The 24805-nt window shown below is 64.4% G+C and carries 25 protein-coding genes and 1 tRNA gene; 14 read left to right on the forward strand and 12 right to left on the reverse strand.

Annotated elements, in window-relative coordinates; translation table 11 throughout:
* Nucleotides 1-203: 203 nt before the first annotated feature.
* Nucleotides 204-1052: a class I SAM-dependent methyltransferase gene (locus tag OEZ49_RS13235; protein ID WP_263388755.1), complete on the reverse strand. Its 849-nt coding sequence runs from the start codon at nt 1050-1052 to the stop codon at nt 204-206.
* An 873-nt stretch (nt 1053-1925) separates the two neighbouring features.
* Between OEZ49_RS13235 and OEZ49_RS13240 the strand changes: the two genes are divergently transcribed.
* From OEZ49_RS13240 to OEZ49_RS13250, 3 genes are read left to right on the forward strand one after another with little or no spacing between them, the layout of a single operon-like run.
* On the forward strand, nt 1926-2189 hold the full coding sequence (locus OEZ49_RS13240; RefSeq protein WP_263388756.1) for a DUF3489 domain-containing protein: 264 nt from the start codon (nt 1926-1928) through the stop codon (nt 2187-2189).
* Entirely contained in the window at nt 2186-2599 is a 414-nt protein-coding gene (locus tag OEZ49_RS13245; protein WP_263388757.1) for a DUF2924 domain-containing protein, read from the forward strand. Before OEZ49_RS13240 ends, OEZ49_RS13245 begins: the two co-directional genes overlap by 4 nt.
* Nucleotides 2599-4227 carry a recombinase family protein gene (locus tag OEZ49_RS13250; protein ID WP_263388758.1) on the forward strand — a complete coding sequence of 543 codons (1629 nt, stop codon included), beginning with the start codon at nt 2599-2601 and terminating at the stop codon, nt 4225-4227. Before OEZ49_RS13245 ends, OEZ49_RS13250 begins: the two co-directional genes overlap by 1 nt.
* Nucleotides 4228-4409: 182 nt before the next feature.
* Here OEZ49_RS13250 and OEZ49_RS13255 read toward each other — a convergent pair.
* A tRNA-Gln gene (locus OEZ49_RS13255) sits at nt 4410-4484 on the reverse strand.
* A gap of 93 nt (nt 4485-4577) precedes the next feature.
* Nucleotides 4578-5570 (reverse strand): NADPH:quinone reductase, encoded by a 993-nt coding sequence (locus OEZ49_RS13260; protein WP_263388759.1) that lies wholly within the window; start codon nt 5568-5570, stop codon nt 4578-4580.
* Nucleotides 5571-5653: 83 nt separating this feature from the next.
* On the opposite strand from OEZ49_RS13260, the gene OEZ49_RS13265 reads away from it, so the two are divergent.
* A complete protein-coding gene (locus OEZ49_RS13265) occupies nt 5654-6562 on the forward strand; it encodes a haloalkane dehalogenase (protein ID WP_263388760.1) in 909 nt (302 codons plus the stop codon).
* A 7-nt stretch (nt 6563-6569) separates the two neighbouring features.
* Here the strand turns inward: OEZ49_RS13265 and OEZ49_RS13270 are convergent, their stop codons facing one another.
* Nucleotides 6570-7061: an SH3 domain-containing protein gene (locus OEZ49_RS13270; protein ID WP_263388761.1), complete on the reverse strand. Its 492-nt coding sequence runs from the start codon at nt 7059-7061 to the stop codon at nt 6570-6572.
* Nucleotides 7062-7226: 165 nt separating this feature from the next.
* Here OEZ49_RS13270 and OEZ49_RS13275 point away from each other — a divergent pair, with 165 nt between their 5' ends.
* The 5 genes from OEZ49_RS13275 (at nt 7227) to OEZ49_RS13295 (ending at nt 15153) form a co-directional block, all read left to right on the forward strand.
* On the forward strand, nt 7227-8213 hold the full coding sequence (locus OEZ49_RS13275) for a 2-hydroxyacid dehydrogenase (protein WP_164133097.1): 987 nt from the start codon (nt 7227-7229) through the stop codon (nt 8211-8213).
* 95 nt (nt 8214-8308) lie between these two features.
* The gene (gene ggt, locus OEZ49_RS13280) at nt 8309-10099 is read left to right on the forward strand and encodes a gamma-glutamyltransferase (protein WP_263388762.1); all 1791 of its coding nucleotides are present in this window, start codon (nt 8309-8311) and stop codon (nt 10097-10099) included.
* Between the two features lie 101 nt (nt 10100-10200).
* Nucleotides 10201-11598, forward strand: coding sequence for an FAD-binding oxidoreductase (locus OEZ49_RS13285; protein WP_263388763.1), 1398 nt, complete (start codon nt 10201-10203; stop codon nt 11596-11598).
* Between the two features lie 233 nt (nt 11599-11831).
* Entirely contained in the window at nt 11832-14339 is a 2508-nt protein-coding gene (locus OEZ49_RS13290; RefSeq protein WP_263388764.1) for a GcvT family protein, read from the forward strand.
* A 16-nt stretch (nt 14340-14355) separates the two neighbouring features.
* A complete protein-coding gene (locus tag OEZ49_RS13295; RefSeq protein ID WP_263388765.1) occupies nt 14356-15153 on the forward strand; it encodes a hypothetical protein in 798 nt (265 codons plus the stop codon).
* 53 nt (nt 15154-15206) lie between these two features.
* On the opposite strand, the gene OEZ49_RS13300 is transcribed toward OEZ49_RS13295, so the two are convergent.
* Nucleotides 15207-15638 (reverse strand): EF-hand domain-containing protein, encoded by a 432-nt coding sequence (locus OEZ49_RS13300; RefSeq protein ID WP_263388766.1) that lies wholly within the window; start codon nt 15636-15638, stop codon nt 15207-15209.
* 301 nt (nt 15639-15939) lie between these two features.
* Nucleotides 15940-16530: an HD domain-containing protein gene (locus OEZ49_RS13305; protein WP_263388767.1), complete on the reverse strand. Its 591-nt coding sequence runs from the start codon at nt 16528-16530 to the stop codon at nt 15940-15942.
* 83 nt (nt 16531-16613) lie between these two features.
* Here OEZ49_RS13305 and OEZ49_RS13310 point away from each other — a divergent pair, with 83 nt between their 5' ends.
* From OEZ49_RS13310 to OEZ49_RS13320, 3 genes are all read left to right on the forward strand, one after another.
* Nucleotides 16614-17483 carry a LysR family transcriptional regulator gene (locus tag OEZ49_RS13310; RefSeq protein ID WP_263388768.1) on the forward strand — a complete coding sequence of 290 codons (870 nt, stop codon included), beginning with the start codon at nt 16614-16616 and terminating at the stop codon, nt 17481-17483.
* 70 nt (nt 17484-17553) lie between these two features.
* The gene (locus tag OEZ49_RS13315; protein WP_263388769.1) at nt 17554-18165 is read left to right on the forward strand and encodes a lysozyme inhibitor LprI family protein; all 612 of its coding nucleotides are present in this window, start codon (nt 17554-17556) and stop codon (nt 18163-18165) included.
* A gap of 4 nt (nt 18166-18169) precedes the next feature.
* Nucleotides 18170-19096, forward strand: coding sequence for a PLP-dependent cysteine synthase family protein (locus OEZ49_RS13320; protein ID WP_263388770.1), 927 nt, complete (start codon nt 18170-18172; stop codon nt 19094-19096).
* 48 nt (nt 19097-19144) lie between these two features.
* Here OEZ49_RS13320 and OEZ49_RS13325 read toward each other — a convergent pair whose 3' ends face one another.
* From OEZ49_RS13325 to OEZ49_RS13340, 4 genes are all read right to left on the reverse strand, one after another.
* The gene (locus OEZ49_RS13325; RefSeq protein WP_263388771.1) at nt 19145-19480 is read right to left on the reverse strand and encodes a carboxymuconolactone decarboxylase family protein; all 336 of its coding nucleotides are present in this window, start codon (nt 19478-19480) and stop codon (nt 19145-19147) included.
* A 69-nt stretch (nt 19481-19549) separates the two neighbouring features.
* Complete coding sequence (locus OEZ49_RS13330) at nt 19550-20200, reverse strand: class I SAM-dependent methyltransferase (RefSeq protein WP_263388772.1); 651 nt, start codon at nt 20198-20200, stop codon at nt 19550-19552.
* Nucleotides 20197-21267 carry an NAD(P)/FAD-dependent oxidoreductase gene (locus OEZ49_RS13335; protein ID WP_263388773.1) on the reverse strand — a complete coding sequence of 357 codons (1071 nt, stop codon included), beginning with the start codon at nt 21265-21267 and terminating at the stop codon, nt 20197-20199. The genes OEZ49_RS13330 and OEZ49_RS13335 overlap by 4 nt, the downstream gene beginning before the upstream one ends.
* Nucleotides 21264-22202 (reverse strand): aldo/keto reductase, encoded by a 939-nt coding sequence (locus OEZ49_RS13340; protein ID WP_263388774.1) that lies wholly within the window; start codon nt 22200-22202, stop codon nt 21264-21266. The genes OEZ49_RS13335 and OEZ49_RS13340 overlap by 4 nt, the downstream gene beginning before the upstream one ends.
* A 125-nt stretch (nt 22203-22327) precedes the next feature.
* Between OEZ49_RS13340 and OEZ49_RS13345 the strand changes: the two genes are divergently transcribed.
* A complete protein-coding gene (locus tag OEZ49_RS13345) occupies nt 22328-22741 on the forward strand; it encodes a hypothetical protein (protein ID WP_263388775.1) in 414 nt (137 codons plus the stop codon).
* Complete coding sequence (locus tag OEZ49_RS13350) at nt 22734-23972, forward strand: HlyD family secretion protein (protein ID WP_263388776.1); 1239 nt, start codon at nt 22734-22736, stop codon at nt 23970-23972. The genes OEZ49_RS13345 and OEZ49_RS13350 overlap by 8 nt, the downstream gene beginning before the upstream one ends.
* A gap of 43 nt (nt 23973-24015) precedes the next feature.
* Here the strand turns inward: OEZ49_RS13350 and OEZ49_RS13355 are convergent, their stop codons facing one another.
* Both OEZ49_RS13355 and OEZ49_RS13360 read right to left on the reverse strand, forming a co-directional pair.
* A complete protein-coding gene (locus OEZ49_RS13355; RefSeq protein ID WP_263388777.1) occupies nt 24016-24414 on the reverse strand; it encodes a hypothetical protein in 399 nt (132 codons plus the stop codon).
* A 5-nt stretch (nt 24415-24419) separates the two neighbouring features.
* Nucleotides 24420-24653 carry a hypothetical protein gene (locus OEZ49_RS13360; protein WP_164133082.1) on the reverse strand — a complete coding sequence of 78 codons (234 nt, stop codon included), beginning with the start codon at nt 24651-24653 and terminating at the stop codon, nt 24420-24422.
* Nucleotides 24654-24805 lie beyond the last annotated feature (152 nt).

Below are 24805 nucleotides of genomic sequence, written 5' to 3' on the forward strand. Positions count from 1 at the left end.
TGCCCGTGGCACCCGAGACATTCACGCTTCGGCAGGCGACGTTAATGTCAAACACCGCGAATACGGGCTCAGAGCCCAATGCAGACCACAAAGATCCACCTTTATCGTCGCCCGGCCGCAACCTACGCTGTCGCTACATATGAGCGCGGGCCGTCGACTTCGCCATCCAGATAGGCATCTCGAACGGCATCCTTGATCTGTTTTTAGTTTGGCGGGTTGGTCCCGGAAGCCAGAAGGAAGGTCATATCCGCATTAACACCGCCTTGGCTCGAAAACTGTCCAATGCAGTCCCTGATTTCGCCCCAAGCCACATCGCGTTTTTCGTCGTCTAGATCCGCCAACACTGCGCGATAGGCACCAAATGCCTCCTGCATCATGGTTAGCGCGCCCCCGACCGATGCGATGGACATCCGGGCGACAACCTGCTCGACCCTAGTGTCGATATACCCGGCCGCTTGAAATAAGTTCTCTAGTCTCGCAGGGTCTGACAATGCAAACAGCCCTGGTGAACCCGGCGGCGGCGGGGTCTTCCCGGCATGTTTTAGTGCTATCATCATGGTTTTTGAAAACAGCAGGTTGTCCTGCGGCGAGGCCACCACAAGAACAGCGAGGCGCCCGTTCTCCACCAAGACGCTTCGCACGGCCGCGAGCGCGTCTTGAGGCGACTGGAACAGCATCAGGCCGAGTCGGCAGGTTGCCGCATCGACGCGCAGCCCACTTTCGGAGAGATCTTCCGCTGGTCCGTGCAGTGTTTCGACATTGGTCAGTCCCGCGTCGGCGGCGTTTGATTTCGCAAAGGTCAACATTCTTTTTGCGATGTCGTTTGCGACAACCTGGCCAGTCGGCCCAACACGCTTCGCGGCTTGAATCGTCTGGCTGCCTGCGCCACAGGCGAGGTCCAACACTTTCATTCCCATTTCTACGTTGGCCGCATCCAGCATTTGTTCCGTAGCTTCGGCGGCGGCTCCCATTAAAGCGGATTCCCATTTTGCCCAGCCCGGAGCGGCTGAATCCCAAATGCTCTCATTTTCATGTTTGCCATCTCCGGCCATCGTCAGAATCCTCACATTAGGTGCGACGTCAGGTTACACAACATTCCACGTTGCGCAAAAATTCTGCGAGGCCGGTACTGAGGATAAAGACGTGTCGTCCGTGCAAGGTTCAGAACCTCACGACGTATAGTTACAAATAGTTGGCGACCTTGTCCGAATGGCGTTCGTTCACCGAGGTAGAGAGCGCCGCAGCGCAGCGAACGGGTGCTTCGTCCGCATGTGAGACGCTCGAAACCGGCGCAGCGAAGGTCCGGTTCAGAAAATGATCTTGAAGCCCGGACTGAACGGCAGCTTTCGCCGTTTCGACTCGGGTTTCTCGCGGTCGCAGAGAATAGCCGGTGTCCGCCCATCCCGTCGAATGCTGCGCCGGACACCAAGGTCTGAGAAGGGCTCTTCTGAGACATCTGAGTCATTCCGTCAGATGTCCGGAAAGTCCAAGGTTTGTTGCTGCTGTCAGCGGAGCTGCAGCGGCGACAAATCTGACAAGGAGGAAAGCGCGGGCGGCTGTCGCAGCTATGGGGATTGTGCTTTACCGGTGCGTCAGTCGAGGAACGGATCGGCGGTCGCGTTGGTCACGGGGCGGGTCGGCCAGTTGGTTTCCACGGTCTAATGCCGCCGTTTGGTCTGTCTTTCCGGCTTCAATAGCCCATCTCGCTGCCACGTCATGAGTCTGGCCGTAGTGATCGGTCCGACACCTGGGTACCGCGGGGCCGGGTGGGATCGGTGGTTCATTCAGTTCCTTCCGAGACAAAGGGCTGGACTTCTGAGCGCGGCAGAGCGGTACTGACGGTGTAGCCGCGTCGCCCGGGATGCCCGGGCTCCACTCAGTACAGGGCGAGGGATTGGCCATTGCCCGCAGAGTGGAGAACTGAGATGGCGACTGAATCTGAACAAAAGACAGGGCTCGGAACAACTAAAACGGTGCGCGCGAAAGCGACGCGCGGCGATCAGCTGCGCAGGTTGCTGACCCGGAAATCCGGCGCCTCGATCGCGCAGATTGGGAAGGCATTCGGCTGGCAGCCTCATACCGCCCGGGCAGCGATTTCGGCTCAGCGCAAGGCCGGGTCAGTGATCACCCGCAGCGATAGCGCCAAGGGGTCAGTCTATCGGATTGTCGAGGAGGGGAGCAGCCAGTGAGTGCGGATCATCTGACTGAGCTCGCCTTCCGGATCGCGGAAATCGAGGCCATGGATCGCGCCGCTTGCCTCAAGCGGTGGCGGGAGGTCTTTGGTCGGCCGCCGCCAAAGTACCTGTCACCGCAGTTCCTCAGGCGGGTGCTGATCTGGGAGGCGCAGAACAGGGCACTTGGCGCGGTGTCGCCTAGAACCACCCGCCGCCTGAACCAGATTGCTGCTGGCAGACCCGTACAATCGACCGCAAAGGCAGGGTCACATCTGGTCCGGGAATGGAACGGGCGGACATACCAGGTCGAGGTGGTGGAAGACGGATACGTCATGGATGGCAAAACCTGGCGGTCCCTGTCGGCCCTTGCGAGACATATAACGGGCGCGCGCTGGTCCGGCCCGCGCTTCTTCGGTGTTCAGTGATGCGCCGGATCCGCTGCGCGATCTACACGCGGAAGAGTTCCGAAGACGGGCTCGAGCAGGACTTCGACTCGCTCGACGCCCAGCGGGAGGCGCGTGAGGCCTACATTGCCAGCCAAAAACACGAGGGCTGGGAGTTGCTCCCGGATCGCTACGACGATGGTGGCATCTCCGGCGGCCATCTTGAGCGCCCATCCTTGAAAAGGCTCATGCAGGCGGTGGACGAGAAACGCGTGGACCAGATCGTTGTCTACAAGATTGACCGCCTGACCCGGTCGCTTGCCGACTTTGCCAAACTGGTGGAACGGCTGGATGCGGCCGAGGCATCGTTTGTGTCGGTAACGCAGAGCTTCAACACGGCGACCAGCATGGGGCGTCTGACCCTGAATGTGCTTCTGAGTTTTGCCCAGTTCGAGCGGGAGGTCACGGCAGAGCGTATTCGCGACAAGATCGCAGCTTCTAAGCGAAAGGGCCTTTGGATGCGAGGGAATGTGCCGCTCGGCTACCAGGCCGATGGCCGGACACTGAGGATAGACCAGGAAGAAGCTGCCACGATCAGATGCCTCTGCGACTGGTACCTGGAGCATGGCGTCGTCCGCGTGGTGAAGGAACAGGCGGACGCGTTGGGCCTCCGATCACGTCGACGCCTGCGCGGGGCAGGGCGCATCTCCGGAGGCAAGGCATTCGACCGGGGTCACATCCATCACATTCTGAGTAACCCGATCAACGCGGGTCGCATCCGCCACAAGGGTCAGGTCTATGATGGGCAGCATCCCGCCATCATTGAGCCAGCGATCTGGGAGCGGGTGCAGCAGATGCTGGAAGACGGGTGCGGAAAAGCGCGCGGAACAAGGCACATGGCGCCGCGATCGCCGCTCGCAGGCAAGCTCTTTGATGAAGCTGGTGATCGTCTGACGCCCAGTCACAGTGGGAAGAATGGCAAACGGCTGCGCTATTACATCTCCCACAGGCTGGTCACAGACCGCAGCCAGAAGCATCCGGATGCCTGGCGCCTGCCCGCAAAACAGGTGGAAGCACTGATCGCCGAACTTGTCAGGGCGCACCTGAAGAAGACCGGGATCGCAATGCTGCTCATCCAGGATATTGCCGCCTCAGAGGTTGCCGCGACATCCGCCAGACTGCATGCGGTCGAGAAGACAAGCGACTGTCTGGCGCTCGTCGATCGGGCTGACCTGAGCCCAGGTAACATCACGGTTCGCTTCAATCAGGACGCTCTCGCCAACCTCGTCGATTGCGACCCGGAGAGGCTCAATCCAGAGCAGCTCATCCTCAGCGCCCCGTTCCGGATGCGCCGACGGGGTGTGGAACTGAAACTCCATCTAGGGGATGCGCCGTCCGAGATCGACCGGACGCTCGTTCAGAACATTGTCAAGGCCCGGCGCTGGATGGCGATGATCCTTGATGGCAAGACCTTTGCTGAGATCCCCGAAGGGGAGGGGACGTCAAAGCGGCGGGTCCAGGCTGTGATCGATCTGGCGATGCTCGCACCTGACGTGCTCGACGCAATTGCGGCTGGTGAGGCGCCCGAAGGTCTGACCTCCGACTATCTGATCAAGTCGGGCGTTTCGGCTGACTGGTCAAAACAGCGCGAAACGTTCGCGCAGCTGTAACCCAAAAACTCGACACATCTCCCAAACTCGTACCGCCGGAATCGCAAACGGAGACTGCGGGCTGAAATCGGCCGGATATGCACTCTGGTTCGCGTCTCTCCGAGAAAGGCGCCACGACAAGCGTCGGAATATACGCCGGAAGTGCCCGGCAAACTCTCAGCGCCTGAATTTTGGGAAGTGCGTGGCTGGGGTGGTAGGATTCGAACCTACGGTACGCGGTACCAAAAACCGTTGCCTTACCACTTGGCTACACCCCAACGGTGAGCGGCTATCTACGCAACCTGTTTCGGCAACGCAAGGGGCGGCGGTGAAAAATGTCCGCCTCCCGGCCACTTTTTTGATGCCCGTTTTCAGGTCGCTGTTTGCACCAGGATCGCGCCGTGGCGCCCACCCTTTTCGACGGCCACATGCGCGGCGGCGCTTTGGTCAAGTGTATAGGTTTTCTGCACGGGAATCCGCAGCGCCCCGGCCGCTAATGCCGCATGCAGCTGGCCTATGGCCGCCGCGCGCTGGGACGAGGTTAGCAGATAGACCAGCGCCATCTCCAGGGTCACCGCCTTGAACATGAGCGGGTAAAAGGGCAGTTCGGGCGCCATCGCCTTGGCAGACCCATAGGCATTGATGCGCCCGTTCTCGGCGATCACGGCGGCATCGGTGGCGGCGTTCACGCCAAACTCCACCTCGACGATGCGATTCACCGGCTGTCCCTTGTTGGCGTTCAGGATCGTCGCCGCCAGGTCTGGGTCGGCATAGTCCAGCACCGCGTCAGCACCTGCTTCGCGCACCCGATCCGCCGCGCCACCACCGGCGGTGGCGATCACCCGTGCGCCGCCCCATTTCGCCAGTTGCACCGCCAGGTACCCGACCGTTCCCGCTCCGCCATGCACCAGCACCGTCTGACCCGCGACCGGCCCGCCCGAAAACACCACATGCGATGCGGTCAGGCCGGGAATGCCCAGCACCGCGCCCGTCTCCAGGCTCACACCCTCCGGCAGTAGCACCGCCTGGTCCGAGGGCAGGGCGATCTGTTCGGCACAGGTGCCCATGGCCCGCCGCCATTGCCCGTTCCACAGCCACACTCGCTGGCCGATCCGCGCCGGATCGACCCCTTCGCCCACGGCTGAGATCACGCCCGACCCGTCGCTATGCGGCACGATCACCGGATAGGGCAGCTCGGTCACCCCGGCCCGCGCCCCGGCGCGCGCCTTCACGTCCGACGGGTTCACCCCCGACAGTGCCACATCTACCAGCACCTCGCCCGCGCCGGGGCGGGGCGGCTCCATCTCTTCGAGTGTCAGTACCTCGGCGGCCGGTCCAAAGTTGCGATAAGTGATGGCTTTCATGGTCGAGTTCCCGTTTTTTCCGTCACGTTTACCCTAGCGGGATCCGCAGCAAAGGCTAGGCTCCGGGACAGGGAGGACGACAGATGCAGATCTTGCGCACACCAGAGCACCGCTTCGACGGTCTGAAGGATTACGCCTTTGCCCCGCATTACGTAGAGATCGACGATACCGAGGGCGGTCATCTACGGCTGCACTACGTGGACGCGGGGCCGCGCGACGCCGCTCCAGTCCTGATGCTGCATGGCGAGCCGACCTGGTCCTATCTCTATCGCCACATGGTCCCTCAGTTCGCGGCGGCAGGGTTCCGCGCGGTGGCGCCTGACCTGATCGGCTTTGGCAAATCCGACAAGCCGGCAGAACGATCGAATTACACCTATGCCCGCCACGTCGCCTGGATGAGCGATTGGCTGACCCGGGTCGACCTGCACGGCATCACACTGATTTGCCAGGATTGGGGCGGGCTGATCGGGCTCCGGCTCTGGGCCGCGATGCCCGACCGGTTTGCCCGGATCGTGATCGCCAATACCGCGCTGCCAACCGGCGATCAGCCGATGAACGATGCTTTCCGCGCCTGGCGCGAGTTCAGCCAGTCGGTCCCTGATTTCAGTGCCGGGCGCATCGTATATGGCGGCACTGTCAGCAAACTGACCGAGGAGGAGGTCGCCGCTTATGACGCGCCTTTCCCGGACGAGACCTACAAGGCGGGCGCGCGTCAATTCCCGATGCTGGTGCCTGATGGCCCTGACAACCCCGAGGCCCCCGCCAACCGCGCCGCCTGGCAGGTGATCCGCACTTTGGACACTCCGGTGCTGACCCTCTTCGGGGCCGAGGACAAGGTCATGGCCGGGATCGACCGGGTGTTCCAGAAACTTTGCCCCGGGGCTACCGGTCAACCGCACGCGGTGTTGCCTGCTGCGGGTCACTTCCTGCAAGAGGACGTGGGCGACGATCTTGTTCGCCACACGCTCTATTTTATCGCCCGCACCGGCTGACCGGGGCTCAGTCCCGGATCTCGTCCGTGTCCACGCCCCAGAGGTTCGATTTCAGCGCCCAGCCGCGATAGCCGCCCGCCGTGATCCGGCACCAGTCCGCCGTGCAACTGCCCAGCCGCGCTACGACGCCCAATTCGAAATGGGCGGCGATCTGCGAATTGGTGTCGGGGCGGTCGTAGACCGGCATCATGTCCTTTTCCACCAGCACCGTGCGCGCGCCCGACAGAAGCGCGTAATGCACCCAGCCGCCAGCGCCTTCGCGGTCCTGCACCTTGCGCCAGTGGCCGTATTCGGCGGTGATCTGCAACGGCATGTCGCGGCGTTTGAACACCCAGTCGACCCGATGGGTCAGTGACGGTCCGCGCCGCACGTTGCCCTCGGACGTCTTCATCGAAACATAACGCGGCACGGGGAGGTTGGTCACCGCCCCACGCTTTTCCTCTTCGGCCCGCGCGCCCTGGGACAGTACGAGCGAAACCGAAAAAATTGCCGCCGCCATCGGGCGTCTGAAACTGAATGAACCTGTCACTGCTTGCCTGCCAGTATGTTTGCCTGTCTCTCGAAAAAAGGCTGCGTCATTTGCGCATGGGGTTCTTGTGCCCCGCCTTCTCCTGCGCCACGATGCCATGGCGCGTGACCGTTTGAAAGCTGTGGGAGGGCTCAAGTGCCAAGAGAACGTCTAAGTGTTGTCGTAACGCGACGGTTGCCCGAGGTGGTCGAAACCCGCCTCAGCGAGCTTTTCGATGTCCGTCTGCGCGATGACGATACACCGATGACCCGCGACGAGCTGGCCGCGGCCATGCGCACGTGTGACGTGCTGGTGCCGACTCTGACTGACAAGATCGACGCCGGTCTGCTGGCCCAGGCCGGAGAGCGGCTGCGGCTGATTGCCAACTACGGTGCGGGCGTCGATCATATCGACGTGGCCACCGCACGCCAGCGCGGGGTGCTGGTGTCGAACACGCCCGGCGTGTTGACCGATGACACCGCCGACATGACCATGGCGCTGATTCTCGCCGTCACCCGCCGCATCCCCGAGGGACTGGCGGTGATGCAAAAGAACGAATGGACCGGCTGGGCGCCCACCGCGCTCCTGGGCGGTCGCGTCGGTGGGCGCCGATTGGGCATTCTCGGCATGGGCCGCATCGGTCAGGCCGTGGCCCGCCGCGCCAGCGCCTTTGGCATGCAGATCCACTATCACAACCGCCGCCGCCTGCGCCCCGAGATCGAGGAATCGCTGGAGGCGACCTATTGGGAAAGCCTCGACCAGATGATCGCGCGGATGGACGTGATCTCGGTCAACTGCCCTTCGACACCTTCGACCTTTCACCTGATGAACGCGCGGCGGCTCAAGCTGATGAAACCCTCGGGCGTTCTCGTCAACACCTCGCGCGGCGAGGTGATCGACGAAAATGCGCTGACCCGGATGATTCGTTCGGGCGAGATCGCGGGGGCGGGACTCGACGTCTACGAACACGGCACCCAGGTGAACCCGCGCCTGCGCGAATTGCCCAATGTCGTGCTGCTGCCGCATATGGGCTCGGCCACGCTCGAAGGCCGGATCGAGATGGGCGAGAAGGTGATCATCAACATCAAGACCTTCGCCGACGGTCACCGTCCGCCCGATCAGGTTGTGCCGGCGATGCTCTGATCCGCCGGGCGGAAAGAGTTGAACAGCCCTAGATTGTATCGTCCCCGTATCGCTGTCAGGATGAACGCGTTAACGCGACAGCAGGGAGAGTGACGATGCGAACGGGTATGATGGCGGGTCTCTGGCTTTCGACGCTTGCGGCAGGGGCCGCACTGGCGCAGCAAGAGGCTGACACGGTGGCCCCCGAAGGGGCGGCAATTGGTCAGGTCAGGCCGTTCTCTGCCGTGGTCGAGGCTGCGCAGGCGGCCAAGGACGCAGGTCAGCCGGTCGAGGCGCAGAACTGGATGGTCGCGGCCGCCAACCCGCTGGCGGTGATGGCCGGGGGCAATGTGCTGCGCCACGGCGGTACCGCTGCCGATGCAATGGTTGCCGTGCAGACCGTGCTGGGTCTGGTCGAGCCGCAAAGCTCGGGTCTCGGCGGTGGGGCGTTCCTGGTCTGGTACGACGGCAACATCGGCCAGATGACCACGCTCGACGCCCGCGAAACTGCCCCGCGCGAAGCGACGCCGACCCTGTTTCAAGACGACACCGGCGCACCGTTGAAATTCTTTGACGCCGTGGTTGGTGGCCTCTCTGTCGGCACGCCGGGCACGCCCGCCTTGCTGGAAGAGGCGCACCGCCGTTGGGGTCAGGCCAATTGGGGCTCGCTGTTTGGTGATGCAATCTGGCTGGCCGAAAACGGTTTCACCGTATCGCCCCGCCTCGCCGGTCTGGTCGAGGAAGACGCCGAAAGGCTCGGCCGCTTTCCCGAAACGGCTGCCTATTTCCTGCCTGGTGGCGAGGCCATCAAGGCCGGTGACACGCTGAAGAACCCCGCTTATGCCGCCACCCTGCGGGCGCTGGCCGCCGAAGGATCGGCCGCCTTTTACGGAGGCCCCATCGCCGCCGATATCGTGCGCACCGTCCGCAACGCCGAGGGCAATCCAGGTGTTCTCTCGGGCGCCGATCTGGCGCTTTACCAGGTGATCGAACGCGAACCGGTCTGTGCCAGCTACCGCGCCTACGAGGTGTGCGGCATGGGGCCGCCCTCGTCGGGCGCTCTGACTGTGGGCCAGATCCTCGGGCTGCTCGAACCCCACGACCTGGCGGCGCTGGGGGCTGAAAACCCCGAAAGCTGGCGGCTGATCGGCGATGCCTCGCGCCTCGCCTTCGCCGACCGGGGCCGCTACATGGCCGACAGCGATTTTGTCCCGATGCCCACCAAGGGGCTGGTCGACCCCGCCTATCTGAACTCGCGCAGCGAGCTGCTCGCCGGCCCCAACGCGCTGGAGAGCGCAGAACCCGGCAACCCGGAGTTCGACCATGCCTCGAACTGGGCCGATGACATTTCCATCGAGCTGCCCTCGACCTCGCATATCTCGATCGTGGACCGCTATGGCAACGTCTTGTCGATGACCACCACCATCGAAAACGGCTTCGGCTCGCGGCTGATGACGAACGGGTTCCTGCTCAACAACGAGCTGACCGATTTCTCGTTCAAGACCCATGCCGATGGCGTTCCCATCGCCAACCGGCTGGAGCCGGGCAAGCGCCCGCGTTCCTCGATGGCGCCCACCATCGTCATGCAGGATGGCAAGCCGGTGCTGGCCATCGGCTCTCCCGGGGGCAGCCGCATCATCGGTTATGTCGCCCGCGCGATCATCGCCTGGGCCGATTGGGGCATGAACGTGCAACAGGCGCTGAACGCGCCGCATCTGGTCAACCGCTTCGGCACCTATGATCTGGAAGAGGGCACCGGTGCGGCCGGGATGGAAGAGGCGCTGACCGGCCTCGGCTACAAGGTCTCGGTGCGGGCGCTGACTTCGGGCCTGCACGCCATCGAGATCGGTGAAACCCTCAAGGGGGCTGCCGATACCCGCCGCGAAGGCATCGCCATGGGCGAATGAGCCGGTCGGGGTTTGTGGGTATTGACCCGCAAGCCCCCGGCTCTCTACTTAACACATGAACCTTGGCGGGGTTGGCCTGCCGGGGCCTTGGGGGGACAGACATGGCTCAGATCACCGCATTGCCGCGCAACGATACCGGCATCGAAACCGTGATCGGTATCCTGAAACAGCGCTTCGGCGACCGGGTACAGACCGGCCAGGCGATCCGTGAACAGCATGGCCACACCACCACCTGGATCCAGAACCAGCCGCCCGACGCGGTGGTCTTTCCCGCCACCACCGCCGAAGTGTCCGAGATCGTGAAAACCTGCGCCGAGCACAAGGTGCCGGTGATCCCCTTTGGCACCGGCACCTCGCTCGAGGGGCACGTGAACGCCCCAGCCGGCGGCATCTCGGTCGATCTGATGCAGATGAACAATATCGTCGCCGTGCACGCGGGCGATCTGGATTGCGTGGTCCAGCCCGGCGTCACCCGCGAACAACTCAACACCCACCTGCGCGACCAGGGCCTGTTCTTTCCCATCGACCCCGGTGCCAACGCCTCGCTGGGCGGCATGGCTTCGACCCGGGCCAGCGGCACCAACGCGGTGCGCTATGGCACGATGAAGGACAACGTGCTGGCGCTCGAAGTGGTGATGCCAGACGGCGAGATCATCCGCACCGCGCAGCGCGCCAAGAAGACCTCGGCAGGCTATGACCTGACCCGGCTGATGATCGGGGCCGAGGGCACGCTGGGCATCATCACCGAAATCACCCTGAAGCTCCAGGGCATCCCCGAGGCGATCTCGGCCGCCCGCTGCTCCTTCCCGACGGTCGATGCCGCCTGTCAGGCGGTGATGACCACGATCCAGTTTGGCATCCCGGTGGCGCGGATGGAGTTGCTGGACGTGATCGCGGTGCAGGCGGTCAACGCCTATTCCAGGCTCGACCTGCCGGAAACGCCGCTCTTGCTGCTGGAGTTCCACGGCTCCGAGGCGGGCGTCGCCGAACAGGCCGAACTCTTCGGCAGCATCGCCGAAGAAAACGAAGGCAGCGGGTTTGCCTGGACCACCTCGACCGAAGAACGCAACCGGCTGTGGAAGGCGCGGCACGAGTTTTACTGGGCCTCGCTGCAATTGCGCCCGGGTTGCACGGCGCTGGCCACCGATGTCTGCGTGCCAATCTCGCGGCTGGCCGATTGCGTCAACGCCGCCACCGCCAAGGCCGAGGAACTGGGCCTTTTCGCGCCGCTGGTGGGCCATGTGGGCGACGGCAATTTCCACATCTCGCCGCTGATCGACAAGGATAACCCGGACGAGGTGGCAAAGACCGAGGACTTTACCGCCTGGCTGGCCGAGCTTGCCATCTCGATGGACGGCACCTGCACGGGCGAGCACGGGATCGGTCAGGGCAAACGCGCCTATCTCGGCCGGGAACTTGGCGCGACCACCCGCTATATGACCGCGATCAAGGCCGCGCTCGATCCGCTAGGCATCATGAATCCGGGCAAGATTCTCTGATCGCATCGCAACAGCACCCCACCCTCCGGGGGGAGTATTTGGCGCGAAATGAAGACCGGATGTCCCTTCATCTCGCCCAAAATACTCAAATGCACCGACGTCCCGGCCCAGCGTGCCGGGCGTTGTCTGGGCAGAGGTCGGTTTTGCGCGTTTTTGCGTCGGATGAACTTGGCGTAACACGCGCGGCTTCGGCATAAACCAAGCCAAAGAGACTCAACCCGGAGAGCGGTCCAATGAAAACCCAAGTCAAAGCACTGGTCGTCGGCGGCGGTGCCGTCGGTACCTCGATCGCCTATCACCTGGCCAAGGCGGGCTGGGACGATGTCATGCTGATCGAGCGGGACGAGCTGACCTCCGGCTCGACCTGGCACGCGGCGGGCCTGTTGCCGCTGTTCAACATGTCCTATGCGACCACCCATATCCACAAGTACTCGGTCGATTTCTACAAGACGCTGGAAGAGGAGACCGGACTGAACGCCGGGTTTGCCGTGGTCGGCAACCTGCGCATGGCGCAGACCCAGGACCGCATGGACGAGTTCATGCTCTATGCCTCGACCGCCGAGACTTGCGGCGTGAAATACGAATGGCTGAGCCCCGACCAGATCAAGGAACGCTGGCCGCTGATCCGCACCGACGATCTGAAGGGCGCGCTCTATCACACCGAGGACGGCTATATTAACCCCGCCGACGTGACCCAGGCCATGGCCAAGGGTGCGCGCCAGCGCGGCGTCGACATCGTGCGCAAGTTGCAGGCCGACGCCTTCCACTGGACCGGCACCCATTGGGAAGTCACCTGCACCAAGATGGTGGAGCAGGGCGGCAATCTGGTGCCCTCCGACGAACAGGTGGTGATCACCGCCGAGCATGTAGTGACCGCATCGGGCAACCATGCGCAGCGCACTGCGAAGCTCCTGGGCATCAAGATGCCCGCGATTCCGGTCGAGCATACCTTCATCGTGATGGACAAGGACCCCGAGCTGGTCAAATGGCGCGAGGCGGGCAACCCCGAGCACCCCGTGGTACGCGACGCCGACAACGAATCCTATGCCCGCGAGGAGCGCGGCGGCTGGATCCTGGGTATCTACGAACACGGCGCGCCTGCACGCTTCGAATATGGCGTGCCCGACAGTTTCCGGGCGGACCTCTTCCCGCTCGATCTCGACCGGATCGCCGATCAGTACATGGCAATGGCCGAACGCGTGCCCTCCTGTGCCGACTCTGGCCTCAAGGACGATTTCAACGGCCCGATCTGCTATACCCCCGACGGCAACCCGCTGGTCGGCCCGGCGCCGGGTCTCAGAAACATGTGGCTGGCCGAGGGCTTCTCCTTCGGCATCACCGCCGCGGGCGGCACCGGATACTATCTCGCGCAGATGATGGTCGATGGCGAGGCCGAGATCGACATGGCCAGCCTTGACCCCAAGCGCTACAGCTCGAACTGGATGACCACCGAGTTCGCCGCGCGCAAGAACGAGGAATGCTACAGCCACGTCTATATTCTGCACCACCCGGATGAAGAGCGCGAAGCCTGCCGCCCGCTGCGCACCGCGCCCGCCTATGACCGGCAGAAAGCGCGTGGCGCGCAGTTCGGTTTCGTCAACGGCTGGGAACGCCCCAACTATTACGGCCCGCTCGATGCGCCCGAGAATTTCGACCATGACGCCCGCAGCTTCCGCCGTGGCGGCTGGTGGCAACATGCCGTCGAAGAGGCCAAGGCGATCCGCGAAGGCGTTGGCCTGATCGACGCCACCGCCTTTACCAAGCATGTGGTCAAGGGCCCCGGCGCCACCCAGTTCCTTGACTGGTTCACCTGCAACAAACTGCCGAAAGTGGGCCGGATCAACCTGACCTACGCGCTGACCACCCTTGGCACCACCCGCACCGAATACACCATCGTCCGCAATGGCGAGAACAACTATTATCTCGTCTCGGCCGGTGCTTGGTCCGAGTACGACGCCGACTTCCTGCGCAAGGCGGCTGAGGACAAGATGGAGGAGTTCGGCTATATCGAGATCCAGGATGTCACCACCCAGTGGGGCGTCTTTGCCATCGCGGGGCCCAAGTCGCGCGATGTGCTGAAAGAGGTGATCAAGGACGCCGATCCCGACACCGCGCTCTCGAACAAGCGCTTCCCCTGGCTTTCCGCCCGTCAGATCGAACTGGGCATGTGCCCCGTGAACGCGATCCGCGTCGCCTATACCGGCGAGCTCGGATGGGAGTTGCACCATCCGATCGAGATGCAGAACTACCTGTGGGACCTGCTGAATGCCGCCGGTGAAAAGCACGGGATGAAGCTGGTGGGCGCCCGCGCCCAGAACTGGCTGCGCCAGGAGAAGAGCTATCGCGCCTTCGGCACCGAACTGGGCCGCGACGCGACCCCGCTCGAAGCTGACCTGCCGCGTTTTGTCGATCTCGACAAGGAGTTCCACGGCAAGGCGAAACTGGTCGAGACCGGCGTGCGCGCCAAATGCTGCACGCTGCTGATCGACGGCCCGGCGGATGCCGACCCTTGGGGCCGCGAGGCGCTCTATACCCCCGAGGGCGAGCGCGTCGGGCGCCTGACCTCTGGCGGCTATTCGGTGGCGTTTGGCAAGTCCATCGGCATGGGCTACGTTCGTCCCGAACTGGCCGTCGAGGGCACCAAGCTCCAGGTCAAGATGTTGGACAAGCTCTGGGATGCAATCGTCACCTGCGACAGCCCCTACGACCCGAAGAACGAGACCATCCGCAAGGACGGCTGAACCGCGCCGGATCTCTTTGATCTGGCTGATCCTGATCGCCGCGCTCTCATTGGGCGCGGCGTTTTTTTACAAGCAGAATCCGCTGGCCAACGCGGCACAGCGCTATGCCACTTCGGTCGCCACGGCGAGTGCCGCGACCTATGTCACGCTGAGAACGCTGAACGCGGTGCTCTCGACCGCGCAAGAGGTCGAGGTCTCGGGCAGCGCGCTGGTGGTTTCGGGCACGGCGCAACCGCTCCGGGTGCTGGAGCCGGTGGATGACACGGTGGAACGGATCGCCGCTGTGGTGTTCAACCTGATGCTGGCGACCGGCATCCTCGCCGTGGCCATGGGGCCGGTGGGCGCGGTGGGCGGCGGCATGATCGCGGCGGCGTCGCTGCTCTGGATCATGGACAGGGTGCTGGGACCGCGCGATGTGGTGTCGGTGCTGTCGCGGCGGCTGGCCTGGTATGGCGGGTTCTTCCTGCTGGCACTGCCTCTGGCCTTCGTGATGTCGGCCTGGCTGGCGGACTGGCTGACGGCAGATGTGCTGGAGCGGCATCAGGCCATTATCGCCGAAATCACCGCCTCGGTCGGCGCGCCGGTGCCGGAACAGGCAGGCGGCTGGTGGGACACGATGCGCGACACATTGGGAGAGGCGGGGCGCTACCAGGACCTGGCGCAAAACCTCTGGACCCGCGCCGATGACCTGGTCGGCAGCTACGTGGCGCTTCTGGCGGTGTTCGTGTTCAAGATCTTCGTGCTGCCCGCCCTGCTGGCGGGCGCGCTCTTCATCCTGACCCGCTTTTTCGCGCACCGCCCCGAAGGCGGCTGAGCGGGCGCTCCCGCCCGTTGGGCCCGGCGCCGTTGCCGGGGGCGCGATCCTGCCTAGCCGCCGCGCTTGAAATCGGCCGGGGCGATGGCGCCGTCGCCGTCGCGATCAAGCATCTTGAAAAACTCCACGTCCCGCGCGGCAAATTCATCTGCCGAGACCGTGCCGTCGCCATCACCATCGTTGAAGCCGCGATCCATCGCCTTGTCGACAATGGCCATCGGCCCTTTCAGCCCGCCGCCACTGGCCTCCATATCGGCGCGGCGGGTTTCGTCGAAGAGATCGTATTCGGCCGCGTCCAGCAGGCCGTTCTCGTCCTGATCGAACATGGTAAAGATCTCTGCGCGTTTCTCGCTGATTTCGGCGGGCGTGATCCGGCCGTCGCCATCCATGTCCCAGTTCTCGATGAAATGGGCGCCGGGGACGCCCTGGGCCAGGGTTGCCGTTGCGGTCAGGGCAAAGGCGGAAGACAAGACAAGCAGTCGCATTCTGGAATCTCCTTGAGACATGCACCTGGAGACTGAACGCAGGGCGGGCCGATTTCCGTTGGGCCATTTCGCCGCAGGGGCGCTCCCGCCCGGCGGCCGCGCATCACAGATGCGCGACCCCCGGTTGGGCCGGGCGCCACGCTGCGCGTGGCGACGCTCAGAACAGGCCGGATCCCTCCAGCTTCAGGTGTTCCAGGACCGCAGCCATCGCCATCGCGGCCACCAGTATCGCGGTTTTCATGAACGCGCTCCCTGCCGGTTTTCCGGTTTCTTAACGGCAGGGGAGCGGTTTTCCGTCGCCTCAGTCGGCGGCAGTCTCGTTCAACTCCATGTGACCGCCGCCGCGCGACAGCACCCGCCGCAGGATCGGCTCGAAGAATTCCAGCGGTTTGGTCGGATAGTCCGGGTCAAAGGCGCATTGGTCGTATTCATGGCAAAAGTAACGCGCATCCTCCCAATAGGGGCTGTCGCGATACTTGTCGCGCGCGTTGCGGTCGCCGCCCCAGTAGTGGTTGTAGTAATATCCCTGGAACACGCAGTGATGTTGCAGGATCCAGTGACATTTCTCGCTGACATAGGGTTTCATCATCGCCGCAGCCAGTTCGCCGTGATTGTAGGGCGACAGGATATCGCCCACATCATGCACCAGCGCCGCCACCACGATCTCGTCCTCGGCGCCATCGGCATGGGCGCGCGTCGCGGCCTGAAGCGAGTGCTGATAGCGGTTGATCGGGTAGGGGGTCCAGGCCTCGTCCAACGAGCGGATCGCATCCAGTATCCGCTCGGGCAGGGCGGCGTTATAGGCCTCTTCATATTCCATCACCGCGTCCCAATCGGCCTGGGTGGCTTCTTCGAAACTGGTCCAGGTGGGCTTTTGTGACTTGTCCAGCATGGCGCATTCCCTTCGTGTCTGCTTGGGGTAAAGGTAGCAAAGCGGATCTGAGCAGGAAAACGAATTGATTTGCTCAGATTGATATGAAAAATATTTCACTCATGCAGATCGCCGCGTTAGAGACTTTCCTCGCCATTGCCGAGACCGGCAGTTTCCACGCCGCCGCCCGCGCGCTCAACGTCACCCAGACCGCGGTCAGCGCCCGCATCAAGGCGCTGGAAACCGCGCTTGGCGTCGCGCTGTTTGAGCGCGGGCCCGCAGGCACGAGGCTCAGCCTCGCGGGCCAGCGCTTTCGCCCCCATGCCGAACAGATGTCGCGGACCTGGAGCTTTGTCACCGCCGAGATGGCCGCTGGCCCCGGCGCGCGCGGCGCCTTGCGGCTGGGCGCGCAACTGTCGCTCTGGGATGCGCTCCTGGTCGATATGGCGGTCTGGCTGGAACAGGAGCAGGGGGTTGTCCCCTTCACCCTGAACTATGACCACGCGCTCGACATGGGCGCGGCGGTGGCCGAACGTCTTGTCGACCTCGCGTTGGTGCATGACCGCCCGACGCAGCCGGGGATCGAGGTAACCGACCTGCCCGATGAGCGGCTGACGCTGGTTTCCGACGCGCCGCTGACCCTTGGATCGGACGAGATGCCGCTCTTCATCAACCTGGAGTTCTGCGCCGAATACGACCGGCTCTGGCAACAGGTGATGCCGCCCGGCAGCCGTCAGCATATCGTTCTGGGCAATGCGGCGATGGGGCTGCGCTATCTGATGCGGCGGGGCGGGGTGGGGTATTTCCCGGACACGATGGTCAACGGCCCGCTGCGGCGCGGTCGGCTCCACGCGGTGCGCGGCGCGCCCGAGATGCGGCTTGCCTGCCGCGCCATCCACCTGCGCGACAATCCGGGTCTGGCCCAGATCGAAACCGTCATCACCGGCCTGCGCAAACTGCGCGGCGGGCGCTGACGGTCTTGGCCTGTGGCGGTGGCGTGCTAGACTGATGATCAGCTTCAGTTCACCCCTCAGGAGAGACGCCATGCGCGCCTGTTTCACCGCCTGTCTTCTTCTGGCCGCCCCGGCGTTCGCTCAGGAAGGCCCCTCCTTCGACTGTTCCAAGGCACAGAGCAGCGCCGAAACGCTGATCTGCCAGGACGCCGATCTGGCCCGGCTCGACCGGCTGGTCGCAGGGCGCTACGCCGCGGCGCTTGCCGTGATCGACAGCTTGGACACCGGCGCCGAGCAGGCAAGACAGACCTTGCGCGCCGAACAGCGCGGCTGGATCAAGGGGCGTGACGAGTGCTGGAAAGCCGAAGACCTGCGCACTTGCGTCGCCGACAGCTACCTGCGGCGCGAAGGTGAACTGGTGGCCCGATGGATGCTGGAGGAGGCTACGGGTATCGCCTTCTGGGCCTGCGGCGGCAATCCGGCCAACGAGGTCGTGACCTATTTCTATGCCACCGAACTGCCCAGCGTCCGCTTCGAACGCGGCGACAGCATTGATACCGGCGTGCTGGTGCCGACCGGATCGGGTTCACGATACGAGGGCAGCTTTGGCCGCTCGATCTGGACCAAGGGCGACAATGCCATTTATCGCGACCCGGACCCGGACGGCCGCGAATGGGATTGCCTGTTGACGTCGAATGGTTAGCGGGATGTGTGGTGACGACACATTGACGGCAGTCGGCAACACACCGCTGGTCCGCCTCCGCGCGCTGGAGCCGGAAGGCGGCGCTGAGATCTGGATCAAGCTTGAAGGCGGTAACCCGACCGGGTCCTACAAGGACAGGATGGCGATATCGGTCTTGGGCGGTGCCATGCGGCGCGGCGACCTGCACCCGGGTGACCGGGTGGTCGAATACACCGGCGGCAGCACCGGCACCGCGCTGGCCTTTGTCTCGGCGGTGCTGGGGCTGCGCTTTACGGCGGTGTTCTCCGATGCCTTCTCGGCCAGCAAGCGGCAGGCGATGGCGGCTTTCGGCGCCGAGGTTCTGGTCGAGGAGAGCCATGGTCGGGGCATCACGCCCGACCTTATCCAGCGGATGAAGGCGCGGGCCCTTGCGCTGGCCGGGGAACCGGGCAGCTATTATGCCGATCAGTTCGGATCACCCGACGTGCGCGCGGGGTACGCGCCGATGGGGCACGAGATTGCGGAGGCGCTGCGCGGGCAGGTCGATGTCCTGGTCTCGGCGGTCGGCACCGGGGCGGCGCTGATGGGTGCGGCCGATGGTCTGGCCGCGACGGGAATCAGGCCGCTTGTGGTTGCGGTTGAACCGTTGCAGTCGCCTCTGCTCACCACCGGCAGGGGTGGCGCGCACCGGGTCGAAGGGGTGGGTGTCGGCTTTGAGCCGCCCTTTCTCGACCGCACGCGGCTGTCAGAGATTCGCGCCATCGACCAGGAGGAGGGGTTCGAGATGTGCCGCAAACTGGCACGCGAAACAGGCGTATTCGGCGGCGGATCGACCGGCCTGAACGTGGTTGCCGCCATACAGCAGGCGCAAGAGATCGGCCCAGGCAAACGCGTCGTCACCTTCTGCTGTGACAACGGTGGCAAATACCTGGGTGGCAATATCTACGAATGAACAGAAAGTCGGCGGAGCGCGCGCTTCGTCCGCGCCCCGGACCGCTCGTTACCCGACCAGTTCGTCGAAACACTCCAGCGCCTTGGCGGCATACATCATCGACGGCCCGCCGCCCATCTGGATCGACATCGCCAGCACATCGGACAATTCCTCGCGGCTGGCACCGGCCTTGACCAGCGCCTCGACATGCAGCGAGATGCAGGGCTCGCAGCGCGACGCGATCGAGATGCCAAGCGCCACGAATTCCTTGGTCTTGAAATCCAGCGTGCCGCCTTCCTTCACCGTCTTGCCCAGGGCGCCAAAGGCGCGGGCAGTGTCAGGAATGGCCCCATGCAGATTGCGCAGTCCCGCGCGGGTGGCTGCCAGCTTGTCGTTCCAGCTCATTGGAATGTCCCCTAAATATCTGTTCGTCGGCATATGTAGGGGCGGTGGCGACAGCGGCCTTGATCTGGATCAGATGCGTGGCTTTTCGGCGATCAGGGCCAGATTGTTGGCGGGCATCTCGACGACCTCGGCCATCTCCAGCCCGGCGCCCTGCATCAGGTCCATCGTGTCGAAATCGTCCTTGTAGCCGATCTCGGGATCTTCGGACGTCAGCGCGGCATGGAACCGCGCGTCGCCCGCGCTGGTCAATTCGCCCGCCCGCATGAACGGGCCATAGATCACCAGCCTCCCGCCGGGCGCCAGCGCGGTGGCGGCCTCGGCGATCAGGGTCGCCGCCTCCCCCTCGGAAATCAGGTGCAGCAGGTTGATCAGAACCACCAGATCCTGCCCCGCCCAGTCCGCGCCCCAGCCGGGGCGCGTCGCGTTCAGCTCCTGCACTGGCGCGACATTGTCCAGGCCTGCACAATAGGAGTCGATACTGGCGCGGCGCCGGGCGTCCACCTCGGTCGGCTGCCAGCTGAGCCCCGGCAGCCACGCGGCAAAGGCGCTGACATGCTGGCCGGTGCCGCTGGCCAGTTCCAGTGCGCGGCCCTTATGCGGGGCCACCTGCTCCAGCAGATCGCAGAGCACGGCCATATTGCGTTCCGCGGCAGGTGCCACCATGCGTGGGCCGTCTCCCTGCGTGGCGATACTGGCGACCGAGGGCGGTTTGCGGCTCATCTCAGCCGCTCCGGCCGCAACTGCGCCACCACCCCGGCCTCGATCTCGGGCGCGGCGCCTGTCACCACATCGCACAGCAGCTGCGAGGCGGCGGGCGAGGTCTGGAACCCATAGCCGCCCTGACCCGCGCACCAGATGAAATCGCGCTGATCCGGGTCCGGCCCCAGCACCAGCACCCGGTCGGGGGCAAAACTGCGCAAGCCCGCCCAGTTGCTGTCCATCCGGGTCACCTCCTCGGTCACCATTTCCTGATAGCGCGCCAGCCCCTCGGCCAGCACCATGTCATCGGCCCAGGCGTCCTGCGGCTCCACCGGGTCGGCATCGGCGGGCGAGACGATCAGCTTGCCCGCATCGGGCTTGGCGTACCAGGTCTCGCCGACACCCATCAGCATCGGCCAGCCGCTCACGTCATGGTCGCCCGGCGCGGGGATCCGCGCCATGGACCGGCGATAGGGTTGCAATCCAATGGGCGAGACCCCGGCCATCACCGCCACCTGATCGGCCCAGGCCCCGGCGGCGTTGACGATGTTGCGCGCCTCGAACACGTCACCCGCCTCGGCCTGCCAGACTGCGCCGCGCGAGATCCGGGTTACCCGCCGCCGGGTCAGCACCGCGCCGCCATTGGCGCGAATGACACGCGCGAAATCCTGCATCAGCCGGTCGGTGTCGATATCCCAGGCCTCGTGGTGATGGGCGGCCAGCGCCACCGTCTCTGGGTTCAGGATCGGCACCATGGCGCGCGCCTCGTCCACCGAAATCGGCGTCATGTCCATGTCGGCCACATCCGCATTGTATTCGGCCACCTGATCCGACCGTCCCAACAGCATCAGCCCGCGCGGGGTCAGGTAGCCGCCATTGGCGGTGTGGTGATAGTCGGCACTGGCCCGGTTCAGCGCCACCACCGCAGGCTTGCCATAGGCCGCCTCGAACAGCGCCGCCGAACGGCCCGAGGCGTGGTACCCCAGCGCCTCTTCGGCCTCCAGCACGGTCACCTTGCCATGCGCCGACAGGCGCGCGCCCGCGCTCAGCCCGGCGATACCGCCGCCGATTACCAGAAAGTCGATCATGCCTGTTCCTCGATCCTGTCGGTCGCCGGGGGCGGCGTCGGGCTCAGCGCCGTGAGCCGCGCATAAAGCTCTGGCGACATCTCAAACGTCATCGCCGCCAGCGAGGGGCGCAACTGCTCGGCCGAGCGGGCCGAGATGATGGGCTGCGCGCTCAACGGGCCGGCCGCGACCCAGGCCACCGCCAGCGTCGCCGGGTCGACGCCCAGTTCGGTTCCGATCTGCATCAGCGCCTCGGCCGTGCGCGGCATCCAGTCCGGCCCGTAGCGTTTGGCATAGCTGTCGTCCTCGGTCAGCCTTCCCGCACCGCCGCCTGAATACTTGCCGGTCAACAGGCCGCCGCCCAGTGGCGAATAGGCCGCTACATTGATCTCCTGATCGGCGCACATCGGCAGGATCTCGACCTCGGCCTGACGTTTGACCAGGTTGTACATCGGCTGCATCAGGTCGATCGTCAGATCGAACCGCGCCGCAATGGAAACCGCCTTCATCACCTGCCAGGCGGCGAAATTCGACAGGCCGACATAGCGGATCTTCCCCTCGTCGCGCAGCCGCGCGAAGCATTCCATCGTCTCGTTCAGGTCGGTCTCGGGGTCGAACCGGTGCAGATACAGTGCATCGACCATGTCGAGCCCCAGCCGCGACAAGGAAACATCAAGCTGCGCCCGCATGTTGGCGGCTCCTGCGCCGCCAGTGTTCCCTACCTTGGTGGCGATCAAGAGCCGCTCGCGCTCGGCCGCGATCATCGCGCCCAGCAGGGTCTCGGACTGTCCGCCGGTATAGACATGCGCAGTATCGAAATGGGTGATGCCCGCCGCCCGGCAGGCCTCGTACATCTGGCGGCTTGCCGCCGCGTCGGCACGGCCCCCGAACTGCATGGTGCCAAAGGCAAATCCACGCGCGTCGGTGCCATCGAGTGTGGTCAGAATACGTGTCATGCCGCAGACCATGACATGCCCCGCGCTGGCCGAAAAGGGCAAACAGGCACGCGCAGCGACTTGCCTGAAAACCCGCTGGACCGCATAGTCGGGCGGGAAATCAAAGGCATGGACAGGAAGAGGGAATGAACACATCTGAAATGCATCCTATGGCCACGGCGCATTTGCCCGGCTATCTGCCTGGGGCCGATGGCAGCGACCCGCTGTTCATCGGGGTTGCGACCTTTACCATAGCGCTCATCGTGTTCATCGGCGCGATGTACTTCACGCTGCACGCCCTGCCGGAACGCATGGCCCATCACGGCAATCACACCCAGTTCCAGGTGATCGGCATTCTTGCGCTGATCGCGCTCTTTACCCATAACAATATCTTCTGGGTGGCCGCCCTGCTGCTTGCCGCCTTCCGGATGCCGGATTTCCTGACCCCGCTCCAGTCGATGGCAGGCTCGCTCAGCGGTATCCTCAGCCGGATGTCCGCTCCATCCGACGCACCACCGCCCGCCGCGCCGGTCGAACCGGAGGCGCCCCGCGATGTTTGAGCTTCTGATCTGTTCGCTGGTCACCATCGTGCCCGACTACCTCTACCGCCGCTACCGTCAGGGCAAGCGCTGGGGGCACGAGATCACCTTTTTCACCATGTGGTACGAGCTGCGCCATGGCATCACGCTCTGCGCCATGCTCACCATCTCGCTGATCACGCTGGTGTTCTTCTATCACCCCGCGACCTCGAACGTGCGCTCCTTCTTCCGCACCGTCACCATCCTGCCGGAAACCGGCGGCCGGGTGTCCGAGGTGCATGTGGCCAATAACCAGCAGGTCGCGGCGGGCGAGTTGCTGTTCCGGCTCGACGACGCCAGCCAGCGTGCCGCAGTCGAAACCGCCGAACGCCGGGTCGAAGAGGTCGAGGCCTCGCTGGTCGTGGCCGAGGCGAACCTGGCCGCGGCACTGGGCAGCGTGACCCGCGCTGAAGCGGCGCTGAACCAGTCGCAAGAGGATCTGGCCCGCGAACAGGAGCTGATCAATCGCGGTTCCAGCGCGGCCCGTCAGGCCGAACTGGACCGCTTCACCAACGAGGTCGGCATCCGCGAGGGCGAACTTGCCGCCGCCCGCGCCCAGCAGCAGGCAGTCGAGGAACAGATCCGCGTGCTGATCCCAGCACAGCGGGCCAGCGCCCAGGCGGCGCTGGAACAGGCCGAAACCGAACTGGCCAAGACCAGCGTCCATGCCGGGGTCGCGGGCACGGTGGAACAGTTCGGTCTTCAGGTCGGCGACTACATCAACCCGATCCTGCGCCCCGCCGGTATTCTCGTTCCCGAAGATTTCGTGGACCAGCACCGCTACGTCGCCGGGTTCCACCAGATCGCGGCGGGGGTGATCAAGCCCGGCATGTATGCGGAAATGACCTGCCTGTCGAAACCCTTTACCGTGATTCCGATGGTGGTCGTCGGTATTCAGGATGTGGTCCCCTCGGGCCAGATCCGGCCGACCGACCTGCTGGTCGACCCGCAGGACAACGCCCGCCCGGGCACCGTGACCGTGTATATGGAGCCGGTCTATCCCGGTCAGGCCGATGGCATCCCCGCGGGCTCGAACTGTCTGGCCAATGCCTATACCAACAACCACGACATCTTGCAGAACGAAGACCTCAGCACCGGCCGCTGGCTGTTCCTGCATGTGGTCGACACCGTGGGGCTGGTGCATGCGATCCTGCTGCGTATCCAGACGCTGCTGATGCCGGTCAAGACGCTGGTGCTCAGCGGCGGGCACTGATCCGACACAAGCACAATGAAAGGGGCCGTTTCCGGCCCCTTTCCTATTCGGCGGCAATGGCCGACTGGTCGGTGATCACCATGCTGCACGCGCGACAGGCGGTCTCGCCGGTCTGGTCGAACCAGCGGCAGCTGGCGCGGATCGGGCAGGGGGGCAGATGGTCCGCCAGCGGCACCCGGGCCTGGTCCAGATGTTCCAGCACATGGTCGATCACGCCGCAGCGGCTGCCGGTCCATTGCGCGCAGCCCGAGGTCGCACAGGGGGAGGAGAAGCGCATGCGCGCCTCGGGCTTGCCACGGGCAGAGGCGGTCTCGACAAAATCCGCGTCGATGGTCATCGAACTGCGCAGATGGCGCAGATGCCCGTCCGACCCCTTGACACCCAACAGCTGGTTGCCCGGCGCGCAGCGCGCGCTCGGGCAGGTCTTGTCCGGGGCGGACATCGTGATCACCCCATACGGGCGAGCATGCCGCCCAGTTCCTTTTCCCGCTCCAGCAGCGGGCCCAGTTCGGGATGCAGGATGATCCCGTACCATTCGCGCGGGAACTTGGTGACCCAGGGTTTCTCGAACCCGGTGCGGGCGATATGGCCCAGAACCATCTTCTGGATGTCCGCCTGAAGCTCCAGCTCCGAGTTCCGGTCCATTTCCAGATCGCCAGTATCGACAACAAAACGTGCCATGTCAGTCTCCTTGATGAAAAGTGCCGCCCCTGAAAATACGTGCGGGGCAGGAACAGGATACATGATGGCCAGTCAGCATCCTATGCGGGAATACCGAACCCCGTTGCACGCATAGGCCAAACTCCGCCGATTCGCCCCGGTCCAGAGGCGTG

Origin of the sequence: Ruegeria marisflavi, from assembly GCF_025673445.1 — a bacterium.
GTDB classification, from domain to species: Bacteria; Pseudomonadota; Alphaproteobacteria; order Rhodobacterales; family Rhodobacteraceae; genus Ruegeria_B; species Ruegeria_B marisflavi.

Bases quoted from the DNA above. Each gene is read 5' to 3' on its own strand.
- OEZ49_RS13235 (WP_263388755.1), bottom strand. From the start codon at position 1,052: ATGGCCGGAGATGGCAAACATGAAAATGAGAGCATTTGGGATTCAGCC.
- OEZ49_RS13240 (WP_263388756.1), top strand. From the start codon at position 1,926: ATGGCGACTGAATCTGAACAAAAGACAGGGCTCGGAACAACTAAAACG.
- OEZ49_RS13250 (WP_263388758.1), top strand. From the start codon at position 2,599: ATGCGCCGGATCCGCTGCGCGATCTACACGCGGAAGAGTTCCGAAGAC.
- OEZ49_RS13260 (WP_263388759.1), bottom strand. From the start codon at position 5,570: ATGAAAGCCATCACTTATCGCAACTTTGGACCGGCCGCCGAGGTACTG.
- OEZ49_RS13265 (WP_263388760.1), top strand. From the start codon at position 5,654: ATGCAGATCTTGCGCACACCAGAGCACCGCTTCGACGGTCTGAAGGAT.
- OEZ49_RS13270 (WP_263388761.1), bottom strand. From the start codon at position 7,061: ATGGCGGCGGCAATTTTTTCGGTTTCGCTCGTACTGTCCCAGGGCGCG.
- ggt (WP_263388762.1), top strand. From the start codon at position 8,309: ATGCGAACGGGTATGATGGCGGGTCTCTGGCTTTCGACGCTTGCGGCA.
- OEZ49_RS13285 (WP_263388763.1), top strand. From the start codon at position 10,201: ATGGCTCAGATCACCGCATTGCCGCGCAACGATACCGGCATCGAAACC.
- OEZ49_RS13290 (WP_263388764.1), top strand. From the start codon at position 11,832: ATGAAAACCCAAGTCAAAGCACTGGTCGTCGGCGGCGGTGCCGTCGGT.
- OEZ49_RS13300 (WP_263388766.1), bottom strand. From the start codon at position 15,638: ATGCGACTGCTTGTCTTGTCTTCCGCCTTTGCCCTGACCGCAACGGCA.
- OEZ49_RS13305 (WP_263388767.1), bottom strand. From the start codon at position 16,530: ATGCTGGACAAGTCACAAAAGCCCACCTGGACCAGTTTCGAAGAAGCC.
- OEZ49_RS13310 (WP_263388768.1), top strand. From the start codon at position 16,614: ATGAAAAATATTTCACTCATGCAGATCGCCGCGTTAGAGACTTTCCTC.
- OEZ49_RS13315 (WP_263388769.1), top strand. From the start codon at position 17,554: ATGCGCGCCTGTTTCACCGCCTGTCTTCTTCTGGCCGCCCCGGCGTTC.
- OEZ49_RS13320 (WP_263388770.1), top strand. From the start codon at position 18,170: ATGTGTGGTGACGACACATTGACGGCAGTCGGCAACACACCGCTGGTC.
- OEZ49_RS13325 (WP_263388771.1), bottom strand. From the start codon at position 19,480: ATGAGCTGGAACGACAAGCTGGCAGCCACCCGCGCGGGACTGCGCAAT.
- OEZ49_RS13330 (WP_263388772.1), bottom strand. From the start codon at position 20,200: ATGAGCCGCAAACCGCCCTCGGTCGCCAGTATCGCCACGCAGGGAGAC.
- OEZ49_RS13335 (WP_263388773.1), bottom strand. From the start codon at position 21,267: ATGATCGACTTTCTGGTAATCGGCGGCGGTATCGCCGGGCTGAGCGCG.
- OEZ49_RS13340 (WP_263388774.1), bottom strand. From the start codon at position 22,202: ATGACACGTATTCTGACCACACTCGATGGCACCGACGCGCGTGGATTT.
- OEZ49_RS13345 (WP_263388775.1), top strand. From the start codon at position 22,328: ATGAACACATCTGAAATGCATCCTATGGCCACGGCGCATTTGCCCGGC.
- OEZ49_RS13350 (WP_263388776.1), top strand. From the start codon at position 22,734: ATGTTTGAGCTTCTGATCTGTTCGCTGGTCACCATCGTGCCCGACTAC.
- OEZ49_RS13355 (WP_263388777.1), bottom strand. From the start codon at position 24,414: ATGTCCGCCCCGGACAAGACCTGCCCGAGCGCGCGCTGCGCGCCGGGC.
- OEZ49_RS13360 (WP_164133082.1), bottom strand. From the start codon at position 24,653: ATGGCACGTTTTGTTGTCGATACTGGCGATCTGGAAATGGACCGGAAC.